The following is a 19,271-nucleotide window of genomic DNA, read 5'->3' on the forward strand; positions in this document are numbered from 1 at the left end:
GATATACAACCTGTGGATAAAATTGTACACATTTTCCACATTAATTTTTCAGTTAATTTGGAATTTACTAACAAACTATACACATTTTATCCACCTAGGTATGTGGATAACCCCTTGTTTGTGACTGTCATATTTTTTTGGTACATTAAATGCAACAACGAATCAATCCTTATATTATTAGGAGGTGACTCACCTTGAAAACAAAACATATGGAACAGTTATCTACTGAGTTACTCACTGAGTCTTATTATAAAGCAAAAGAACTAAAATTAAATCCCGACTTCATTTTACTTATAAAACAAGAAATTATTAGACGCTCATTAGAGGACAAGCTTGTCAAATCTTCTTGATTACATATAAAGTGAAACTTTAATCAGTGGGGGTTTTGTCCATTCCCCACTGATTATTAGTTGGAACAATCGGGCAGTTACGGACAATTATCTCCCACCTAACTTCCTCGCATCCGCCAAATTTTGAGGTGGGAGTCTTACTGCCCGTTATTGCAGGATAAATTACTGGCTGACCTGTAAAAAGAGCCATCCTACGATGGCTCTCGAATAAACAAGTACTCCCATCTAGGGGATTTCATCATTAAGCATCTTTGTCCATAATTCTTACTTACGGTTATAAAATCTTTTTTTAATTATGAGATAATCGAGTAGCAATTTTTTCACCAAGACGAAGTTCTTGTCCACTCTTCAACTCCTGCACTACTTCTATCATATCTTTTTCAAACAATAATACAACTGTTGAACCAAATGTAAAGTATGCCATTTCTTCACCTTTTTGAACAGTACTTCTTTCATGCAAAAGCTCAATACTATTCACAAACATAGCCCCTACTTTTACAAGCGCCATATGCTCACCATCACTATTTACTTCTGTAACAGAACGATAGTTTTTTGACAGTGGTTCTTTCCCGTATTCCATACCAGCTGCATTTACCGGATATGATTTTCTACCGAGTACAAATCTTTCAGTGACAGAACCAGAAAGCGGACTATGAATGCGATGATAATGACTTGGGCTCAAATAAATGACCATATATGTACCGCCTGCATATCGCTTTGCACGTTCTTCATTACCTAGCATATCCACAATTGAATAACGCTTACCTTTAATATCGAATGTTTTTGTGTCCTCAATAGGACCGTAATCTGCAAAAACACCATCAACAGGACTAACGATACTCGATGCATCTGTATCAATACTACGCTTTCCTTCTTTTAGCTTACGCGTAAATAATTCATGCAACGTTCTATATTCCTTCAAACCCTTTTCCATCTCATCTTGATTAATTTGAAAAACCTTCGCATACGATGGAATAATAATAGAGCTCAAACGAGATTGTGCAAATTTACGTAATATATAAGAAGTAAAGCGACCATTTGTAAGTTCGATCATAAGTCGATATAATGTACGTCGCAAATTGCGAAACCTCCTAATCAGTCTATAACTTTAGTTTCCCCTTCTATACCATATGTAAAATTGGTTCTTATTCCCACACACCATACAGAACTTTTCATTATACATATCGAAAACTAAATATGGTATTATTCTTAAATTGTTTAGCACCTTCTAATATTACAGATAGAATCCGTCATTTTCAACAGTGAACATGTATTTCTTCTTAGCACAACCCGTTTTCTTTCCTTATTTACAAAAGAAAAGCAGCCCATTTCAAAATATGGCTGCTTGTAATGTATATTATTCTTTCGCTTTTTTCTCTTTCTCTGCCTTTACAAATTCATGGAACATTTTCATTAAAGCACGCTTTTCAATTCTTGATACGTAGCTTCTGGAAATACCAAGTGCCTTAGCAATCTCTCGCTGCGTTTTCTCCTTATCAAGCCCAAGTCCAAAACGCTTTACGATTACTTCTTTCTCTCGTTCGTCTAAAATATCGATATACTCTTTAATCTTTTCTAACTCCATACTAAGCTGAATCATATCAATTACATCTTCAGACTCTGATTTTAATATATCAATAAGCGATATTTCATTCCCCTCTTTATCTTGCCCGATCGGATCATGAAGTGAAACGTCTTTTTTCGTTTTCTTTAGCACACGTAAATGCATCAAAATTTCATTTTCAATACAGCGTGCTGCATATGTTGCGAGCTTTGTTCCTTTTCCTGCTGAATAGCTCTCGATCGCTTTAATGAGACCAATTGTACCAATTGAAATTAAATCTTCTGCATCTTCACCAGTGTTTTCAAATTTTTTAACGATATGCGCTACAAGCCGTAAATTATGTTCAATTAAAAGATTTCTCGCTTGAGCATCACCTTGCTCCATTAACTCTAAGTACTTTCTCTCATCATCTGATGATAGCGGCTGCGGGAACGCATTATTCTTCACATAAGAAACAAAGACAAACACTTCTCGAACCATATATCCAATTGCGGCGAATAGACTCAAACCTTTCACCTCCGCCAAAATAGTGGTCTTTATTATGTGTATGTGGGCGTGAGGTTGTTTGTGTCTGTACGATATCATTCCAATATGTTTTTAAGCATAATATTTGTCTCAAAAAGCTTCAATACATACACTGAAGCAACAGTTAGGAGGATAAAATATGAGATTTGAAAGAACACATGCTTATACAAGACACCAACGGCAACGTACAATGCACCGAAAAATGAATATTGCAAAACACACATGGGGATATACTCCTGAAATTACCGCTATTTTTGCAAAAGGAAAAGTTCACTGTTCTTGCGGAATGTGTACAACAAAGTGGAGAACAGAAGGACCACCTGCTAGTGTACAAAAATGGTTATACAAAATTGATACCTACGAAGAATAATCGTTCTTTCTAAAAAAGGTCTTCTCTCCAAGACCTTTCCCCCTATTTAAAGGCTTATTTACTCCAAATCTTTTCCCCAGTGTGGGCATCAATATAACGTATTTCTCGACTACAACCGAAGGGCTCTTTATGATTTTCATCCGTCGTTTGTTTATACAGCAGTTTGTATTTCGTTTCCTCTGCATCATTATCTATATACCATTCTAATTTAACTCGCATGGCCTTTTTGTATATTTTTAACGCTTTTTCTTTTGTTACTTTTGGTGTTGTTTCATGTGCGAGTAACTCTTCTATTATATTACTAGGTTTTCCCGAGTAGTGCATCACAGCACCATTTTCTGTATTGATGTTGATCATGAATTCCTTATACTCTACCGGAATATCACTCACATATACTGAAAAGACAAATCTTTCAATCCCTTCTTCTTCGTCACGTTCATCCCAAAGACGAAGATATTGTGTAACCTCTGGAATAACTCGTTCTAAAAATTGAAGTGCTCTCTGTAAACATTCCTCTCTTGATAGTATTTGTTTTGCTTTTTTATCGTCTGCCATTTTTAAAAAGCCAATTAATTCATTGGTTGATTTATCAATAGTAATTCCAACTAAATTATTATATTTTAACATCGGTAAATGCTTTTTAAAGAATTCATTCATTAAATATGGATTCTTCTCTTCTTTCTGTTTTTGCAATTCCTCTTTCGGGACAAATTTCATCCTTATTTCATCTTCATTTTCCGTCTCATCTACTTTTGTAAAACTTTCTTTATCCCAGTCAAACAAATCGAATATATCATCTTGTCGACTACTTTTTTCCGGTTTGGTAACAGCTACTGTTGAAGGTAATTTATAGTGATCTGGTCCAAACAAATTCTTACCTGTACTTGCATCAATAAACGCATGACTAGGTTCTGATTCATACAGAAGGTGATATCCTTTTACTTTTTCTCCATTTTCATATACACATAAGGAGAATGTTAAATCAGCAAACACCAGCCTCATATCTTGTCTAGCCTTCAGGTTATCTAGAACAATACTCTCCTCAACAATTTCACTTGGCCATAACGGCGGCTTTTCCTGTATACTTTCTCGTCCGTTATAACGGAAATTCACAACATTCCCTGAAGGATGAACTCGCACAACACATCCTGTATCTGGCAATGGATATCCATTCACTTCTTGCATATAATTTATTTCTTTCCAACCACGCCAATCGTCTTTAACTGACATATATGTATAAAATTCTAATCCTTCTTCCACATATTTTTTTATAAATACATTTGCAATCTCTCTTGCCTTATTCTCCTCTATCACTTCTTTATCACTCGAAAAATAATTTTCATCATCTACCCTAAATTCAATTAAATTACCAGTATGTCTATTTAATGAAACTTGTATCTGTTTCTCCTCATTCTCTTTATGTCCCCAACATAATAGATGATGAGGATCATCCACTCCTTCTTGATCATCTACAACAAGACTATATTCATCTGGAATTTCAATAATATGAGCCACTTGTTCTTTTCTTTCTTTATCTTTTTGATTCATCATACCTCTCCTCTGTTACAATTTAAGGTAATTATAACAAACAAAACCAAAACTTATTAAAAAAAGACTAGAGAAATCTCTAGTCTTCTACTTCGTTTCACGATGTAATGTTACTCGCTTTAATCGTGGACAATATTTTTTTAGTTCGATGCGCTCGGGATTGTTTCGTTTATTTTTTTTAGAAATATAATTACGATCACCGCACTCCGTACAAGCTAATGTAATATTTACACGCATATGTAATTCTCCTTTCTTTCAAAGATTGCAACTAAAACGTAATGATTACGATTTATATATTATATAACTTCACTCTCTTTGTCAATTGCAAAACAAAAGGGTTCTATTTAGAACCCTTTTGTTTTTATGATCTATAAATTCTGTTAAAACGATTCATATGTAACAAACTCACTAATCGGCTTTCGGTATCCTCTTGGGCGAGTTTTAGTAGTATCACTTTTTCCTATCGTAATCATTAAGACAGGTACTATATGCTCCGGCATATTTAATTCACTTTGTACTGCTTTTTCATCGAAACCAATCATTGGACACGTATCATAGCCGTAATATTTAGCCGCGTACATAAAAGTCATCGCGCTTAACGAAGCATTTCGAATCGCTTCATCTTCCATGAAGCGTTCTCCTTTTCCTTCATATAACCCTTTCGTTTGCCTAATTGTATCTTCATATTCACATTCATCAATCATCTTTAAAACCTTCATACCGAAATAAATATTTTCAACATTTTGGTATGCTCTCTTATCACCACAAACTAGCACTACCGCAGATGCACTCGATACTTTATATTGTCCAAAAGCTAACTCTTTTAATCTTTCTTTTCGCTCTTGATCACGAATTACGACATAATGTGCATGTTGCAAATTATAACAAGATGGAGAAAGCTTCGTTAACTCAAATATTTTTTTAAAATCCTCATCAGGGATTTCTATACCTTGTATAAATTTCATTGCGGAACGTCTAGCAATTGCTAACTCTTCAAAATTCACCATATATCCTCCTCAATAACCATAAATTTAAATATACATTAATTTATACAGATAAATAAATCAAATAAAATCACTTTAAATTATGGGTAATAATGATGATATATAAAAAAGACAAAAAGTTGAAACAATTAGTTCATACGAAATTCACACGAATCTATTACTATAGAAATTGTACATAGTGAACTTATTAACAATCACGTTTAATCGTATAAAACCTTACTTGAAAGGAGTTGAAAGTATGAAAACTAAATATCGTTTTATGATCTCATCATTTGCCGCTTGCGCTTATATGATTTGGTATTTAGTATAATAACAACCTCACTTGTAAATAGGAAAAGGTGTGTATATAAATGGAATATAACCAATCAACAGTTAACTACTGGAAAGCTTTTGTACTACCGTATACATTTGCTTTAGAAGAGTTAAAAACTAAATTTGAAATTATGAACCGGGAAGCTCAATTTCTAGAGGACTACAACCCGTTTGAACATATAAAAACAAGACTGAAACAACCTGAAAGTATTATTAAAAAGCTGGAACGTAAAAATTTATTACCAACAGTTGAAAATGCTCAAACACATTTACAAGATATCATTGGCATTCGTATTACATGTTGCTTCGTAGAAGATATCTACCATTTAAAAGAGGTAATTCAAAAACGTGAGGATATGGAAGTCATAGAAGTAAAAGATTATATTGCTAACCCAAAGGGAAATGGATATAAAAGTTTACACATGATTATTAAATATCCTTTATCACTAAATTCTGGTACAAAAGATGTATTTGCAGAAATTCAGTTACGTACACTTGCAATGGACTTTTGGGCAAGTTTAGAGCATAAACTTTACTATAAATATGAAGGAAATATACCTGATTATTTAAAAGATGAACTACATGATGCAGCAATGAAAGCTGAAGATCTTGATAATAAAATGGCGACAATTCGTCAAGATATCGATGAAATTGAAGCATGCTCAAGTCAAATTTTATTACCACTTTAAAAAAGGTTCTCTCCAATGAGAACCTTTTTATTTCTTCTCTATCGTGCGGACCTCTTCGATTTTCCATTTCTCTTCTTCTTTTCCGAGCGCATACTGTACTTTCTTCTGAAGAGTGACTTCCCCATCTATTTCCTTTTCCTTTGTTTCAACAATAACATACCCTGCTTTACTAGCTTTTATGTCTATATGTTCCAATTCAATTTTCTTATTTCCCTTTTGAAAAGCTGCTTCTTTTTGTGTTTTTAAGTCTTCAGCACTAGGCATCTTCTTTGAAAACAACTCCATATGTTCAACAAGATTTTTTTCATTTGTTGTCCGTACAAATGCCCCAATAACATCTTGAATAGACTGTTCTTCCTCTTTCGTTATCTGTACCGTTTCCACAGTTTTTTTTGTAGTAGGTTTTTGTTCTTTATTATTCTCATGAGTTTGACATCCAACTAGCAATAATACAAATACTAGAAAGGATCCTATTCCCCTAAAAAAAATCCTCATCTTTCCATCTCCTAAAAAGAAAAGTGAGGCATCCCGCCTCACTTTTACTCTTAATTAGCGTCTTCCTTTATTCGGATCGCCACCGCCAACAATATCAAAGACACGTTTAGCGATATTTGTATTCTCTTGCACTCCAGAGAACAAATATTTACCTGGTCCGAATGCATATACATTCACATCTTCACCTGTATGTCCACCTGTTGTCCATCCTGTAACCGAACGCTTATTGAAAATATCTTCAATCGCATTATCAATCTTTGTTACATCTTTTGATGGAGCTATATCATTTACAGCTTTAATTTCTTCTGGTGTTAATTGTAAATCAATATATTTTTTCAATGTTTCTTCTACATTTGCACCTTTTGCAATCTCATTTGCCATAAAGTCTGGTGTACGTTTTGCAGCTTTAATTGGATCTACTTTAAAGTTATATTCACCATTCGCACCTAGAGATAATCCACCAGTAGCGTGATCTGCCGTTGCAACAACTAATGTGTTTTTATCTTTTTTCGCAAACTCAATCGCTGCTTTAAATGCTCTTTCAAAGTCTTCCATTTCACTCATTGCACCAACGATATCATTATCATGCCCAGCCCAGTCGATTTGACTTCCTTCAACCATTAAGAAGAAACCATTTTTATTTTTGTTCAAACGATCAATTGCTGCATTTGTCATTTCTTCTAATGAAGGTGTTTTATCCGTACGGTCAATCATTTTATCTAAACCGCCTGGTGCAAATAAACCTAGAATTTGATCATTTTTATCATTTAACAATTGATCTCGATCTGTTACATAGCTATAACCAGATTTCTTAAACTCTTCTGTAAGATTGCGATCTTTTCTAACAAAGTTATTTACACCGCCGCCAAGCATTACATCAACTTTATGCTTCCCTTTAATTTTCTCATCAAAGTAATCATTTGCAATTGCGTCCATATTTTTACGACTAATATCATGCGCACCGAAAGCAGCTGGTGTTGCATGTGTAATTTCAGAAGTTGCAACTAACCCTGTTGATTTTCCTTGTTCTTTCGCTTGTTCAAGAACAGTTTTCACTTCCGCTTTATCATTATCAACTGCAATTGCCGCATTATATGTTTTAATTCCCGCTGACATAGCTGTTGCTGCTGAGGCAGAGTCTGTAATATTTTCATGTTCATCTTCCGGGTATGTTTTTTGTGTCCCTACAAGATGTTTATCAAATTCTGTAGATTCCATTTCAAATGTTTTTGGATTATCTTTCATATAACGATGAGCCGTCATATATGAAGGACCCATGCCATCCCCAATTAATACAATGACATTTTTAATCTTTGCATTGTTTCCGTTCTCATCTGCATTAACCTCACTAGAACGTGTAAAATTCCATGTTGCTACCGAAGTAACTGCTAACGACGCCACAACTGCAAATGGCCATGCTTTTTTCACAAACTTTTTCACTGTCTTGTCCCCCTAATTAGGTTATTCATTTCCCACTATCAAATTTAATAGAAGACTATTAAGGGGAAATTAGTTATATGTAAATTTTTTGTTAACTTATGTAAATATCAGTTATAATTTGTATAACTTTGTCTTTTCATATCAACCATCTTCCCCTTTACAATCGAAATATAAACAAGTTGGATTTCATTTTACATTTTGAATCTACTTTTATAAAAATTAATAGAAATGTGGTGAGTACTTATGAAAATAGTAAAGCTAAATGAATCTTTCATTTCTGATTTACTCGATCTGTGCAAAGCTGTTGGCTGGTTACAGGATAAAACCTTTATGAAAAAACAATTCGAAATGTATCTTTCTATCGGCACACTTTTGGGTTATATTCATGAAAATAAACTGATTGCAGCTGGAGGTGTATTTCCCTTTACAAATAGCTTTTCTTCCATTGGCATGTTAATCGTCCACCCTAATTTTCAAGGACAAGGGATAGGGCGTATGTTGCTAAATCGTTGCTTGGAGCACGTTCATCCAAAACAACCAATTGCACTTATTGCGACAAAAGCTGGTGAGCCTCTATACACATCGTGCGGATTTCAAACAGTAACAACAATTCATCGTTTTGAAAAACAGACTTCTAAGACGAATACTACTCATACACAACAAGTGAAAGAAAAAGACCTTATCTCTATTACTTCTCTCGATCAAATTGTAACTGGTGCTAATCGCTCTCTGCTTTACTCATTACTATTACCAAGAGCCTTGCATTCTTTTAAAATTGAAAGAAATAACTGTATAGGAGCTTTTTCCTTCTGTATACAAAAAGGGAATATATTATGTATCAATCCACTTATCGCAAAACAAGAGGAGGATGCTATTCAATTATTAAAAAAGATTTGTGAATGTTGGAATGGCACAGTACGAATTGATGTCCCTCATTCACAATTTATATTTCGTAAATTTCTTCAAACAGACAATTTCCAAGAAACGCTCCTTTCACCTCTTATGATAAAAAATGGTAGCCAACTTCCTGGAAATCGTAATATGCTATTTGCTATGATAGATACAGCGTTATGTTAGAAAGGAGACACCTAATTGAAGCGATTTAGCTATTTTATGGTAGGTTGTCTTACTCTTACACTATTAGTAGGATGTAGTGCAGCAGAAAAGCCAGTAGAACAAGTAAAACAAGTTAAAAATACAATTGCAGCGAAACTAGCTACCGAGGAAAAAATGGTAGAAATAGATGGTCAAACCATTTATTTTAAAAAGATTGGTAATGAAAAACCACCTTTACTTATGATCCATGGATTTGGAGGATCATCAGATGGTTTCCAAAAGATTTACTCAGATTTAGCAAAAGATCATACGATTATTTCTGTTGATGCTTTAGGATTCGGACGCTCATCAAAGCCAATGGATTTTTATTATTCATTCCCAACTCATGCAAATTTGTATTATAAGTTAATGAAAAAACTTGGGTATGATTCATTCGCAATACTTGGTCATTCAATGGGCGGAGAAATTTCTCTTAATTTAACATATTTATACCCTGAAGCGGTTACCCATCTTATTTTAACTGACGCTACAGGCGGCCCTCATACATTCGTTAACAAACAAGGTTCACCAAAACCACAGTTGTCGACTGATTTAAATACAGTTTCTTCTATTACAGATTATGATGAGAACAAAGTGAAATTCAAGCGGAATGACGAAGAGCATTATAATAAAATGAAGTTATGGCCTAGACGCCTTCAAATCAATGCAAATGAAATCAAACAACCAACTTTAATTATATGGGGTAGAAATGATAGTAGCGTTTCTTGGAAAGAAGGAGAAACGTATCATCAATTCTTAAAAAATAGCACTTTCCATATTATCGAAAAAGGCTATCACGCACCATTTCGTCAAGAGCCACAAGAATTTGTAGGGTATGTAAAAGACTTCTTCGAAAAAAATTCTATAAATGCTGAAAAATAAACGGGTATCTCATTTTGAGATACCCGTTTTCATATATTAAGCAGCTTGCTTTTGGCGTTTTTGAGTTTTTGATCCTAATACTTTCGGGATAACGAAGCCGTCAATTCCAAGTTTTCCAGCATTCATACCGGAAACAAGAACAAACATAGATAAGATAACCATTTCAGGGTTCACACCAATTGACCCACTAAACATATAGGAAAAGTTCATTACAAGACCAAAAAAGACCGCCGTTTTTGTTAAACAGCCTACAATTAAACCAATTCCGACTAAAATTTCTCCCCATGTTACAAGTGTATTAAATAAATCAACGTTTGGAATTGCAAAATCTTGTAAAAATGACGCCCACCAAGATTGAACAGCCGGTTGTGCCCCTTTAGATTTTTCAATTGCACCTTGTAAATAACCCGTTGCATCAAATCCTTTTCCTTGTAGTTTACCGATTCCAGCCATTAACCATGTGTAACCAAGATACACTCGAATTACCGCTAATACAAAAGAAACTGCTTTGTTTTCTCTTAAAAATTGAATAACCATATCTTCCTCCTAAAGTTGTAATTAAGTTAGTTACAGATAATATAATAACATTAGTTACTTATTTTTCAAATGTTATTTATGAATAATTCGTGACATGTGTATGAAACATTAAAAACTAATGTTTATATAGTAACTTTTATTACCTGTAAAAACTTGAACATATCATACCACAGGTGATAATCATTTTCATTAAAAGAATTGTAAAAAAAATGTGTGCTAAATGTGAAACGTGTTTATTCTATATTTGAATAAACACGTTTCATACTATTTATATAGTCGAAAAGTCTCGCTCTTTTCATCAATTAATCTCGCTTCTTGAAAAGCTTCTTCTAACATTTTTTCATGGTTAATACCCCCGTAAAATAAGCGTATTATAAACATAATTGCTGCATTTCCATCAACATAATCTATCGATCCGATATACGATTCTGCACCACTTCGTAAAAATGATTCTGCCAATTTTTTCTCCCCTAACGTACACCCGCTATTTACAATATGTGTATTATGCAATTTTGCATATTTATCCTGCATTAACGGGCAGTAAGACTCCCACCTCAAAATTTGGCTAGAGCAAAGAAGTTAGGTGAGGGATCAACTGCCCGTAAACGCCCGATTGGTTCAACTAATAAATTTCTGCTGCACCAAAGTATCCTCTCGGTTCATCTTTTTCATACACATCTTCACCTAGCTCTTCCATTACAAACTTTCCTTCCTCGCCGTGAAAGCAAAAAATAACATAATTGATATCTTTGTATAAAATCTTTCCAGAAAGAACATCGATGAAATCTTTCGGTCTGCCAATCCAATATGTCACAATTCTCGCCACTAAATATTCAAGTGTTGCTCGAGTTGATTGCGCCTCTAGGTCAGAGTTAAAACCAACTACTAATGCAACATTCACCATACACCCTCCATCCTATAATTAGCCCTCATCAATCGCCCTTTGACTAAATACATTCATTTCATATATCCCCGTTTCTTTCAAAAAATCAGATCTAGTTAAAACGACTTTCTGTAAATATTGCCTATAGGCTGTAATTGTTCCATCGTGGGATACAATACAAATTCTTTCAGCTCTTAGTTCATAGCACCAGTGAAGAAATTCATCCACTATTTGCTGAAAACTATTCTCTGAAATGGTATTTATACCTCGCTGCCATAAAAGCTTATTCGCACCTTTCTCTATCGAAAAACGTGGAAATAACTTTTTCATTATTTCCTGATCTACTATGCGATCACATGGTAATGTTTTCGCCCCTTCACGATAAGGAAAAATACGTGGAGATACATATGGATGGATGATTTTTTGACAAGCAACTTTCGTACTCCATATTGTCGCCGTTTGTAAAGTTCGAAGTGTAGGACTAGCGATTAATATGTCTGTTTCTTGTAATGGTATATCAGATTGAAGTAATTTAGCCTGATTCCTTCCCTCTGTCGTCAATGGAGGATGCAATACTTGTAAACTCGACGGCAAATTTTTTGTATGCTCACCTTCACCGTGCCGAACAAAAACGAGTTTCATACTCCTTCTCCTCTCACTATAAAATCCTCTTATATATTTCTTCCCTATTTCATTCTGTATTCCTGCTATATAAAAACTGGTGTGTAAAAAACATTTTCCACTTTAAAGTGGAAAACATTACAATCATTTATGTAAAATACTTTTTACAATCTGAGAGGGGTGCAAAATATGAAATGGATTATTTTCTTTATAGGAATGATAATATGGGGATATATAAATGGCTTCTTTACTAGCGATAAAACAGCTTTCCCTTGGGCTACAGATGATGAAAGGGTAACGAAAATTAAGCATAAAGCAATTATTGCAAGCTGGTCTGGTGTTTTCGTGTTTTGTATCATTAGCCTTTTAAACAAGTGGCTAGGTTTAGGAACAAGCGGCACATCTCCTTACTTGCCAGACCCTTTTGCAGCTATTTTAAAAGAAAATGTAGAGTTACAAGTTTTACTTATGCTATTTATTATGTATGGAATATTTTACTTATATTATCGAAGAAAACTAAGCGCTTAACTTTTATCTCATGATTATTCTCTTAAATGGTTATAGTAATTAGGACGAAATGAAAGGAGCGATATAAAAATGAGTAACTCAAATGACTTTTTAGATACACTGCATGAAAAACAAGCAAAAGATGAACAAAATAGAAAACGTCAAGGAAACGGAAATCCAGGGAAAAAAAAGCCAAATAAAACACATAAATAACAATAAAAAAACCTGCCTAAAATTATCTTTTAGGCAGGTTTTTTATTCTTCTTTCACCGAGATGACATTTTCCCAATTCCATTTCTCGTAATACCACTCTGGTACATCTATATTTTCAATCCACTTCTTTTCATGTTTCCCATCACTATGAGCAACCCATACATCAGCTTTCTTACGATCTGAACGTATCCATATTAATTGATTGCTCTTCTTCATAAAGATAGGATGATAATCGCCTTGCTTACTAGATGGCTTTGTAATTTGATGTTGTTCATCGCTCGTACTATCGATCTCATATAAAGATGGTAGTGGCCTTTTTTCTGGCGGAGTTTCTATTCCTGCCTCTTTTGCTCGTGAAACGATAATTACTTTATCGTTCTTCCATGCAAAATCCCAATCGACATATCCTTTTGGCGTAAATGTGTTCTGCTGGAGTGTTGGCAGTTCTTTTACTTTTAAATGTTTATTCTCTAATGCAACTCTCCCGCTTCCTTCAATATAGGCTAATATATTTTTTGTTGGCGCCCATTGGAACCATTGTGTGTTTAATAACATTTGATCTACTTTTTCAAATCGACTGCCATCTGCTCGAACTAAGCAAAGTGTATTACTATCAGCTGACCATGAAGCTGTCGGTACCGCTAAAAATGAAATCCATTTTTGATCTGGTGACCACTTAAATCCACTTGCAACTAGTGCTAAAAAATCATCATGTTCATTTGGCAATGCATACAAATGCTTCATTTTATGCGGATTCATATGAGCATTCTTTTGCACTTCATATAGCTGCGCTCCTGTCCATCCTGTTGGAAGTAAATAAGCTTCAGAAGATACAAGAAACTTCTTTCCATCAGGGTACCATGCATAGTCACCTACACCAGCCGATACATTTTCAAAATCTGCATTCTTTTTTTGGACATCAAACGTATTTAATGTACGTGCAAATACAAATGCAATTACATTCTCAACCGGTGACCATTGATAATTCAATACTTCTGATTGAATCGGTGTGACTTTCTTCCCATCTTTCAGCCGATACAATTCCAGTTGATTTTGTTTCTCTCCTTTTGCATATGCAAGCCACTCTCCATCATGCGACCACTTCGGTCCTGTTATGTACTCCCCTTTTGTAAGTTTTTTTTCTTTCCTATCCACTTTAATCCAAAGATCATGATGACGAATAAAAGCAATTTTCACTCCATTATGTTCCGCACTAGTACTAGAAATTGAAGATAAAAAAATGAACAAAACTAAACTACTACTTACGATAAATCCTTTCATACGCCCCCTCCATTTTTCTTATAGCATTCCTCACATTCTGCTTACTATATGCGATTTTTATCCAGCTTTGACAGGCAATAAGATTCCCATCTAGCCGCTTTACTTTAAAGTCAATTTTTAGATAGGATAAAATTATTGTTGACAATCTTTCAAATATAGTTTTATAATACGAAACATAGTTTAGTTGAACGAATTATATATCGGCTTTGAAGGAATACTAGTAGCGACTTATATCCCTGTCTCAGAGAACTGATGGTTGGTGCGAATCAGTACACATACAAGCGTGAATTACAATTCTGGAGCTTCTTTCCCGTAGTGCAGCACATGATGCATGAAGAGAAAGACGGATCTTTCCGTTATCTTACAGTGAGTGGTAAACAGTTTTTCTGTTTACAATTAGGGTGGTACCGCGATTTTTATCGTCCCTATCGGATTTTCCGATAGGGACTTTTTTGCGTCCTTCCCTTTTATACAACTTCATATATACGCGTTGAAAGAATCGCAGTAGTATATTATATCCCTGTTACAGAGAGCTAGTGGTCGGTGGAAATTAGCACATATATAAGTACGAATTACAATTCTGGAGCTTCTTTTTCGTAGTGCTTGTACGCATGAAGGAAAAGACGGGATTTTTCCGTTATCATGAATTAAGATGTAAGTGTATTTTCACTTACAAATAGGGTGGTACCGCGATTTTTTCGCCCCTATCGGATGTTCCGATAGGGCTTTTTCTATTTCTCACAGAAACAAATGTTAAATAATTCCGAATCTTATGATAAAATTTTATAAGCGCTTCCAATTATGAAAGGTGGTGGTACAAACTATAAGAAACCGATATTCGATTTTATAGAAAAAAAGGAGGATGTCTAAATGACAAAGAAAACAGAAATTCCATCGCATTTAAAACCATTCGTATCCACACAGCATTATGATCAATATACACCGGTGAATCACGCTGTTTGGCGTTACATTATGAGACAAAATCATAGTTTCTTAAAAGACGTTGCTCATCCAGCCTATGTGAACGGACTACAATCATCTGGTATTAATATAGATGCAATTCCAAAGGTAGAAGAAATGAATGAATGTTTAGCACCAAGTGGCTGGGGAGCTGTAACGATTGATGGACTTATTCCCGGCGTAGCATTCTTCGATTTTCAGGGGCACGGACTACTACCAATCGCAACAGATATTCGTAAAGTAGAAAATATCGAGTACACACCGGCTCCAGATATCGTACACGAAGCAGCAGGACACGCACCGATTTTACTTGATCCTACATATGCAAAATATGTGAAACGTTTTGGACAAATTGGTGCGAAAGCTTTCTCTACAAAAGAAGAACATGATGCGTTTGAAGCTGTTCGTACATTAACGATTGTAAAAGAAAGCCCTACTTCTACACCTGAAGAAGTTGCAGCAGCTGAAAGTGCTGTAATTGAAAAGCAAAACTTAGTTTCTGGTTTATCAGAAGCCGAACAAATTTCACGTCTTTTCTGGTGGACAGTGGAATACGGCTTAATTGGAAGTATAGACGATCCAAAAATATATGGTGCTGGTCTTCTTTCCTCTGTTGGTGAAAGTAAACATTGCTTAACAGACGCTGTAGAAAAAGTTCCTTTCTCAATTGAAGCTTGCACAGGGACAACTTATGACGTAACAAAGATGCAGCCACAACTATTTGTTTGTGAATCATTTGAAGAGTTGACCGAGGCACTTGAGAGATTCTCTGAAACGATGGCATTCAAAACAGGTGGCACAGAAGGATTAGAAAAAGCAATCCGCTCCGAAAACCATGCTACTACTGAGCTAAATAGCGGATTACAAATTACAGGTACATTTACAGAAACAATTAAAAATGATGCTGGTGAAGTCATTTACATGAGAACAAGCTCACCAACTGCATTAGCAATTCACAATAAACAGCTAGCAAGTCATTCTACTTCTGTACACAGTGACGGATTTGGGACACCAATTGGATTACTCACTGAAAATATTGCATTAGAAAGTTGTACAGATGAACAATTACAATCATTAGGAATTACAATTGGAAATATTACAGAACTTACTTTTGCAAGTGGTATTCATGTAAAAGGAACCGTAACGGACATTGTAAAGAATGATAAAAAGATTTCTCTTATCTCCTTTATCGATTGTACTGTTACTTATAAAGACCGTTTATTATTTGATGCTTCATGGGGCGCATTTGATATGGCTGTTGGTTCAACAATTACTTCTGTATTCCCAGGTGCAGCAGATGCAGCGGCATTTTTCCCAATGGATGAAGAAGTACAAGAAATTCCTGCTCCACGTGTACTGAATGAGCTTGAACGTATGTATCAAACGGTTCGTGATATTCGAGGTGAAGGTATTTTACACGACGCGCATGTCGATCAATTAGTAGCAATTCAAGAAGTGTTAAATAAATTTTATCCGAAAGAATGGCTGCTCCGCCTTGAAATTTTAGAATTGCTTTTAGAACATAACAAAGGTCACGAAACATCAGCAGCATTATTACAACAGCTTTCTACTTTCACAACGGACGGAGCTGTAACACGTCTTATTACGAATGGTCTTGCATTACTGAAGGTAAAGGATGTGAAAAATGATGCTACGATTAACTGAAGAAGAAGTTCAAGAGGAATTATTGAAGTTAGATAAATGGGTAGTGAAAGATGAAAAATGGATTGAAAGAAAATATATGTTTTCCGACTACTTAAAAGGAGTCGAATTTGTCTCTGAAGCCGCCAAACTATCAGAAGAACATAATCACCACCCATTTATCCTTATCCAGTATAAAGCAGTCATTATTACTTTGTCATCATGGAATGCAAAAGGTTTAACGAAACTAGATTTTGACCTTGCAAAGCAATTTGACCAACTATTTTTACAAAACGAAAAAGCAATTATAAGAAAGTAAAAGGAGAAGCCTTTTTAGGCTTCTCCTTTTACTTTAAAATGTATACAATGTCCAAATGGATCATTAACTTGTAACATTCCATCTTTGTACGTAGCAATCACGCCAATATTTTTTAAGCTTTCACATACTTGCTCTTTTTGTTTTTCATCTGCTAGTACAAGTGTGAAATATTTCAAGCCAACGGAATTTGGCATTTGTGGTGGTATCCCTTCACCTTGCCACGTATTTAAACCGATATGGTGATGATAACCACCTGCGGATACGAACAATGCTCCATTACGAGCTGGGATGGTTACTTCAAAACCAAGACCATCAACATAGAAACGTTTCGCTTCCTCTAAATCAGCTACATGGAAATGAATATGCCCCATCACAGTACCAACCGGAAATCCATTCCATGTATTTCCTTGCTGCAATAATTCTTCACCAGCTAATGGGTTACTAACAAATGGTAGCTCTCCATTCTCATCACGCCAAACTTCTTTTTGGCGATCATGATAAATTTCAATCCCGTTTCCATCTGGATCAGCTAAATAAAGAGCTTCACTAAAGTAATGATCGGCTCCGCCGTGCAGTGGATATACCATCTCTACAAGGTGACGAAGAATGTTTGCTAAGTCCTGTCTGTTTGGTAATAAAATTGCGTAATGATATAACCCTGTTCTCCCTCTTTGCTTTGGTAAAGCTTCTTTCTTTTCTTCAATGATAAGGAGTGGTTCGTCATTTTCATTCCCAAATGTAACGACTGTTTCCTCTTCTTTTAGCACTTTCATACTTAGTACTTCCGTATAAAAATCTAGTGATTTCTTTATATTTGATACGTATAAATGAACAACACCGAGTGTTGTTTCGGGATGAAGTTGAAAGCTCATCTTGTTATACCCCCATTTAAATTAGTTCTTCTTTGACATTTTCTCTTTTAAGAAATTATCTACAAAACCGTCAGCTTTCGCAACAAATAAATAAGCACCCATTGCTAATAATGCAAGTTCTAACTCAAATCCAGGATTTTTTCCGTCTCCTAACAAACCAGCTGACCATTTTACTTTTACAATTGCTCCAACCATAACAAGTGCAAATAACAATCCGATATATCTTACACCTAAACCTAGAATTAACAATAGACCACCCACTAATTCAACAGTTGCTACACCGTATGCAAGTCCTCCTGGTAAACCAATACTTGTAAACCATCCTGCAATATTGTCAATTCCCGATTGGAATTTTGTTAAACCGTGCATAAAGAATGTTACCCCTAACACGATACGAATAATTAAGTTACCGATATGTTGATTCATTTCTTTCTCTCCTTTATAGTTTTCTTATACAAAACTTTTATTTACATTACAAAACATACACTAAATTTTTTTATTCGTCAATCCATTTTTATTGGGAAAAAATATATTTTTTTTGCTATGATACAAATAGCTGTTTACAAAAAGGAGCTTGATTTTTATGAACATTGGTTCTGCAATACGTGAAATTCGTCAACGTAGAGGCATAACAATTGCACAAATTTGTGAGGGAACAGGTCTTTCTAAAGGTTTTATGAGTCAAGTTGAAAATAATAAAACTTCGCCTTCTATCTCAACTTTAGAAACGATCTCTAATTTTTTAAGCGTTCCCCTTCCCTATTTATTGTTAGAACAAAGAGATCGTTTAAAAATTGTTAAAAAAGAAGAACGTAAATACAGTGTGTATGGAAAAGATGAACAAAGAATTGAGCATGTTGCGGAGCAAGGTGGCCTTCGCCTATCTCTAGTAGAAATTCCTACCGGGTTTCCGAAAGAAAACTCACCAAATGCTCATGAAGGGGAAGAATGTCACCTTGTATTACGCGGAAAACTTGAAGTGCAGCATGGCGAAGATATTGCGATTGTAGAAGAAGGTGATTCCTTCTCCTGGAATGCATGTGTTCCTCATATTGTTCGTAATATAGGGGAAGAAACTGCATTATTGCTTATCTCTAGTCATGCGGAAAATCGAAAACGTGTTTACTAAATGGCAAAAAAAGAAGCCTGATTTACAGGCTTCT

22 protein-coding genes, 1 pseudogene and 2 other annotated features are annotated in these 19,271 nt (G+C 34.9%); of the genes and pseudogenes, 10 read left to right on the forward strand and 13 right to left on the reverse strand.

What is annotated here, in order from left to right; translation table 11 throughout:
• Positions 1-194 precede the first annotated feature (194 nt).
• Complete coding sequence (locus ACQKNR_RS04370) at positions 195-350, forward strand: sporulation histidine kinase inhibitor Sda (protein WP_000850094.1); 156 nt, start codon at positions 195-197, stop codon at positions 348-350.
• Between the two features lie 289 nt (positions 351-639).
• On the opposite strand, the gene ACQKNR_RS04375 is transcribed toward ACQKNR_RS04370, so the two are convergent.
• Together ACQKNR_RS04375 and sigK are read right to left on the reverse strand one after the other, a co-directional pair.
• Positions 640-1,428: a phosphatidylserine decarboxylase gene (locus ACQKNR_RS04375; RefSeq protein ID WP_427315619.1), complete on the reverse strand. Its 789-nt coding sequence runs from the start codon at positions 1,426-1,428 to the stop codon at positions 640-642.
• A 279-nt stretch (positions 1,429-1,707) separates the two neighbouring features.
• Positions 1,708-2,421, reverse strand: a complete 714-nt coding sequence (sigK, locus tag ACQKNR_RS04380; protein WP_193410405.1) for an RNA polymerase sporulation sigma factor SigK — start codon at positions 2,419-2,421, stop codon at positions 1,708-1,710.
• Positions 2,422-2,578: 157 nt separating this feature from the next.
• Between sigK and ACQKNR_RS04385 the strand changes: the two genes are divergently transcribed.
• Positions 2,579-2,809, forward strand: a complete 231-nt coding sequence (locus ACQKNR_RS04385; protein WP_427315621.1) for a hypothetical protein — start codon at positions 2,579-2,581, stop codon at positions 2,807-2,809.
• A gap of 54 nt (positions 2,810-2,863) precedes the next feature.
• On the opposite strand, the gene ACQKNR_RS04390 is transcribed toward ACQKNR_RS04385, so the two are convergent.
• The 3 genes from ACQKNR_RS04390 to ACQKNR_RS04400 form a co-directional block, all read right to left on the reverse strand.
• On the reverse strand, positions 2,864-4,360 hold the full coding sequence (locus ACQKNR_RS04390; RefSeq protein ID WP_427315622.1) for a YcdB/YcdC domain-containing protein: 1,497 nt from the start codon (positions 4,358-4,360) through the stop codon (positions 2,864-2,866).
• A gap of 84 nt (positions 4,361-4,444) precedes the next feature.
• Entirely contained in the window at positions 4,445-4,594 is a 150-nt protein-coding gene (gene rpmG, locus ACQKNR_RS04395; RefSeq protein ID WP_001265617.1) for a 50S ribosomal protein L33, read from the reverse strand.
• Between the two features lie 143 nt (positions 4,595-4,737).
• A complete protein-coding gene (locus ACQKNR_RS04400; protein ID WP_427315624.1) occupies positions 4,738-5,364 on the reverse strand; it encodes a nitroreductase family protein in 627 nt (208 codons plus the stop codon).
• Positions 5,365-5,711: 347 nt separating this feature from the next.
• On the opposite strand from ACQKNR_RS04400, the gene ACQKNR_RS04405 reads away from it, so the two are divergent.
• Positions 5,712-6,362 carry a GTP pyrophosphokinase gene (locus tag ACQKNR_RS04405; protein ID WP_427315626.1) on the forward strand — a complete coding sequence of 217 codons (651 nt, stop codon included), beginning with the start codon at positions 5,712-5,714 and terminating at the stop codon, positions 6,360-6,362.
• A gap of 27 nt (positions 6,363-6,389) precedes the next feature.
• On the opposite strand, the gene ACQKNR_RS04410 is transcribed toward ACQKNR_RS04405, so the two are convergent.
• Positions 6,390-6,899: a hypothetical protein gene (locus tag ACQKNR_RS04410; RefSeq protein ID WP_427315628.1), complete on the reverse strand. Its 510-nt coding sequence runs from the start codon at positions 6,897-6,899 to the stop codon at positions 6,390-6,392.
• A gap of 12 nt (positions 6,900-6,911) precedes the next feature.
• Positions 6,912-8,297 (reverse strand): alkaline phosphatase, encoded by a 1,386-nt coding sequence (locus ACQKNR_RS04415; RefSeq protein WP_427315630.1) that lies wholly within the window; start codon positions 8,295-8,297, stop codon positions 6,912-6,914.
• Positions 8,298-8,540: 243 nt separating this feature from the next.
• Between ACQKNR_RS04415 and ACQKNR_RS04420 the strand changes: the two genes are divergently transcribed.
• Together ACQKNR_RS04420 and ACQKNR_RS04425 are read left to right on the forward strand one after the other, a co-directional pair.
• Positions 8,541-9,374, forward strand: coding sequence for a GNAT family N-acetyltransferase (locus tag ACQKNR_RS04420; RefSeq protein ID WP_427315632.1), 834 nt, complete (start codon positions 8,541-8,543; stop codon positions 9,372-9,374).
• A gap of 15 nt (positions 9,375-9,389) precedes the next feature.
• Positions 9,390-10,274, forward strand: coding sequence for an alpha/beta fold hydrolase (locus ACQKNR_RS04425; RefSeq protein WP_427315634.1), 885 nt, complete (start codon positions 9,390-9,392; stop codon positions 10,272-10,274).
• A gap of 36 nt (positions 10,275-10,310) precedes the next feature.
• On the opposite strand, the gene ACQKNR_RS04430 is transcribed toward ACQKNR_RS04425, so the two are convergent.
• From ACQKNR_RS04430 to ACQKNR_RS04440, 3 genes and pseudogenes are all read right to left on the reverse strand, one after another.
• Complete coding sequence (locus ACQKNR_RS04430; protein WP_097951258.1) at positions 10,311-10,811, reverse strand: DoxX family protein; 501 nt, start codon at positions 10,809-10,811, stop codon at positions 10,311-10,313.
• Positions 10,812-11,075: 264 nt separating this feature from the next.
• Positions 11,076-11,715, reverse strand: a pseudogene (locus ACQKNR_RS04435) (delta-aminolevulinic acid dehydratase).
• 18 nt (positions 11,716-11,733) lie between these two features.
• Positions 11,734-12,336 (reverse strand): histidine phosphatase family protein, encoded by a 603-nt coding sequence (locus ACQKNR_RS04440; RefSeq protein ID WP_427315636.1) that lies wholly within the window; start codon positions 12,334-12,336, stop codon positions 11,734-11,736.
• 168 nt (positions 12,337-12,504) lie between these two features.
• On the opposite strand from ACQKNR_RS04440, the gene ACQKNR_RS04445 reads away from it, so the two are divergent.
• Both ACQKNR_RS04445 and ACQKNR_RS04450 read left to right on the forward strand, forming a co-directional pair.
• On the forward strand, positions 12,505-12,843 hold the full coding sequence (locus tag ACQKNR_RS04445) for a phosphoglycerate mutase (protein WP_427315638.1): 339 nt from the start codon (positions 12,505-12,507) through the stop codon (positions 12,841-12,843).
• Between the two features lie 69 nt (positions 12,844-12,912).
• Positions 12,913-13,035 carry a DUF4023 domain-containing protein gene (locus ACQKNR_RS04450; RefSeq protein ID WP_098335114.1) on the forward strand — a complete coding sequence of 41 codons (123 nt, stop codon included), beginning with the start codon at positions 12,913-12,915 and terminating at the stop codon, positions 13,033-13,035.
• Positions 13,036-13,077: 42 nt separating this feature from the next.
• Here ACQKNR_RS04450 and ACQKNR_RS04455 read toward each other — a convergent pair whose 3' ends face one another.
• Positions 13,078-14,316, reverse strand: coding sequence for a TolB family protein (locus tag ACQKNR_RS04455; protein WP_427315640.1), 1,239 nt, complete (start codon positions 14,314-14,316; stop codon positions 13,078-13,080).
• Positions 14,317-14,513: 197 nt separating this feature from the next.
• Positions 14,514-14,746, forward strand: a binding site (T-box leader).
• A gap of 51 nt (positions 14,747-14,797) precedes the next feature.
• Positions 14,798-15,025, forward strand: a binding site (T-box leader).
• A gap of 161 nt (positions 15,026-15,186) precedes the next feature.
• Here ACQKNR_RS04455 and ACQKNR_RS04460 point away from each other — a divergent pair.
• On the forward strand, positions 15,187-16,941 hold the full coding sequence (locus tag ACQKNR_RS04460) for an aromatic amino acid hydroxylase (RefSeq protein ID WP_427315642.1): 1,755 nt from the start codon (positions 15,187-15,189) through the stop codon (positions 16,939-16,941).
• Positions 16,922-17,236, forward strand: coding sequence for a 4a-hydroxytetrahydrobiopterin dehydratase (locus ACQKNR_RS04465; protein ID WP_427315644.1), 315 nt, complete (start codon positions 16,922-16,924; stop codon positions 17,234-17,236). Before ACQKNR_RS04460 ends, ACQKNR_RS04465 begins: the two co-directional genes overlap by 20 nt.
• Positions 17,237-17,250: 14 nt before the next feature.
• Here ACQKNR_RS04465 and ACQKNR_RS04470 read toward each other — a convergent pair whose 3' ends face one another.
• Complete coding sequence (locus tag ACQKNR_RS04470; RefSeq protein ID WP_427315645.1) at positions 17,251-18,108, reverse strand: VOC family protein; 858 nt, start codon at positions 18,106-18,108, stop codon at positions 17,251-17,253.
• 21 nt (positions 18,109-18,129) lie between these two features.
• Positions 18,130-18,534, reverse strand: a complete 405-nt coding sequence (locus tag ACQKNR_RS04475; protein ID WP_001071557.1) for a DoxX family protein — start codon at positions 18,532-18,534, stop codon at positions 18,130-18,132.
• A gap of 157 nt (positions 18,535-18,691) precedes the next feature.
• On the opposite strand from ACQKNR_RS04475, the gene ACQKNR_RS04480 reads away from it, so the two are divergent.
• A complete protein-coding gene (locus ACQKNR_RS04480; protein ID WP_427315647.1) occupies positions 18,692-19,237 on the forward strand; it encodes a helix-turn-helix domain-containing protein in 546 nt (181 codons plus the stop codon).
• Positions 19,238-19,271 lie beyond the last annotated feature (34 nt).

The sequence above is a fragment of the Bacillus sp. NPDC094077 genome, assembly GCF_050279465.1.
Taxonomy (GTDB): domain Bacteria; phylum Bacillota; class Bacilli; order Bacillales; family Bacillaceae_G; genus Bacillus_A.

Excerpts from the sequence above, each read along its gene's own strand:
- ACQKNR_RS04385 (WP_427315621.1), top strand. The coding sequence starts at position 2,579 with ATGAGATTTGAAAGAACACATGCTTATACAAGACACCAACGGCAACGT.
- ACQKNR_RS04390 (WP_427315622.1), bottom strand. The coding sequence starts at position 4,360 with ATGATGAATCAAAAAGATAAAGAAAGAAAAGAACAAGTGGCTCATATT.
- rpmG (WP_001265617.1), bottom strand. The coding sequence starts at position 4,594 with ATGCGTGTAAATATTACATTAGCTTGTACGGAGTGCGGTGATCGTAAT.
- ACQKNR_RS04400 (WP_427315624.1), bottom strand. The coding sequence starts at position 5,364 with ATGGTGAATTTTGAAGAGTTAGCAATTGCTAGACGTTCCGCAATGAAA.
- ACQKNR_RS04405 (WP_427315626.1), top strand. The coding sequence starts at position 5,712 with ATGGAATATAACCAATCAACAGTTAACTACTGGAAAGCTTTTGTACTA.
- ACQKNR_RS04420 (WP_427315632.1), top strand. The coding sequence starts at position 8,541 with ATGAAAATAGTAAAGCTAAATGAATCTTTCATTTCTGATTTACTCGAT.
- ACQKNR_RS04430 (WP_097951258.1), bottom strand. The coding sequence starts at position 10,811 with ATGGTTATTCAATTTTTAAGAGAAAACAAAGCAGTTTCTTTTGTATTA.
- ACQKNR_RS04440 (WP_427315636.1), bottom strand. The coding sequence starts at position 12,336 with ATGAAACTCGTTTTTGTTCGGCACGGTGAAGGTGAGCATACAAAAAAT.
- ACQKNR_RS04445 (WP_427315638.1), top strand. The coding sequence starts at position 12,505 with ATGAAATGGATTATTTTCTTTATAGGAATGATAATATGGGGATATATA.
- ACQKNR_RS04450 (WP_098335114.1), top strand. The coding sequence starts at position 12,913 with ATGAGTAACTCAAATGACTTTTTAGATACACTGCATGAAAAACAAGCA.
- ACQKNR_RS04455 (WP_427315640.1), bottom strand. The coding sequence starts at position 14,316 with ATGAAAGGATTTATCGTAAGTAGTAGTTTAGTTTTGTTCATTTTTTTA.
- ACQKNR_RS04460 (WP_427315642.1), top strand. The coding sequence starts at position 15,187 with ATGACAAAGAAAACAGAAATTCCATCGCATTTAAAACCATTCGTATCC.
- ACQKNR_RS04465 (WP_427315644.1), top strand. The coding sequence starts at position 16,922 with ATGATGCTACGATTAACTGAAGAAGAAGTTCAAGAGGAATTATTGAAG.
- ACQKNR_RS04470 (WP_427315645.1), bottom strand. The coding sequence starts at position 18,108 with ATGAGCTTTCAACTTCATCCCGAAACAACACTCGGTGTTGTTCATTTA.
- ACQKNR_RS04475 (WP_001071557.1), bottom strand. The coding sequence starts at position 18,534 with ATGAATCAACATATCGGTAACTTAATTATTCGTATCGTGTTAGGGGTA.
- ACQKNR_RS04480 (WP_427315647.1), top strand. The coding sequence starts at position 18,692 with ATGAACATTGGTTCTGCAATACGTGAAATTCGTCAACGTAGAGGCATA.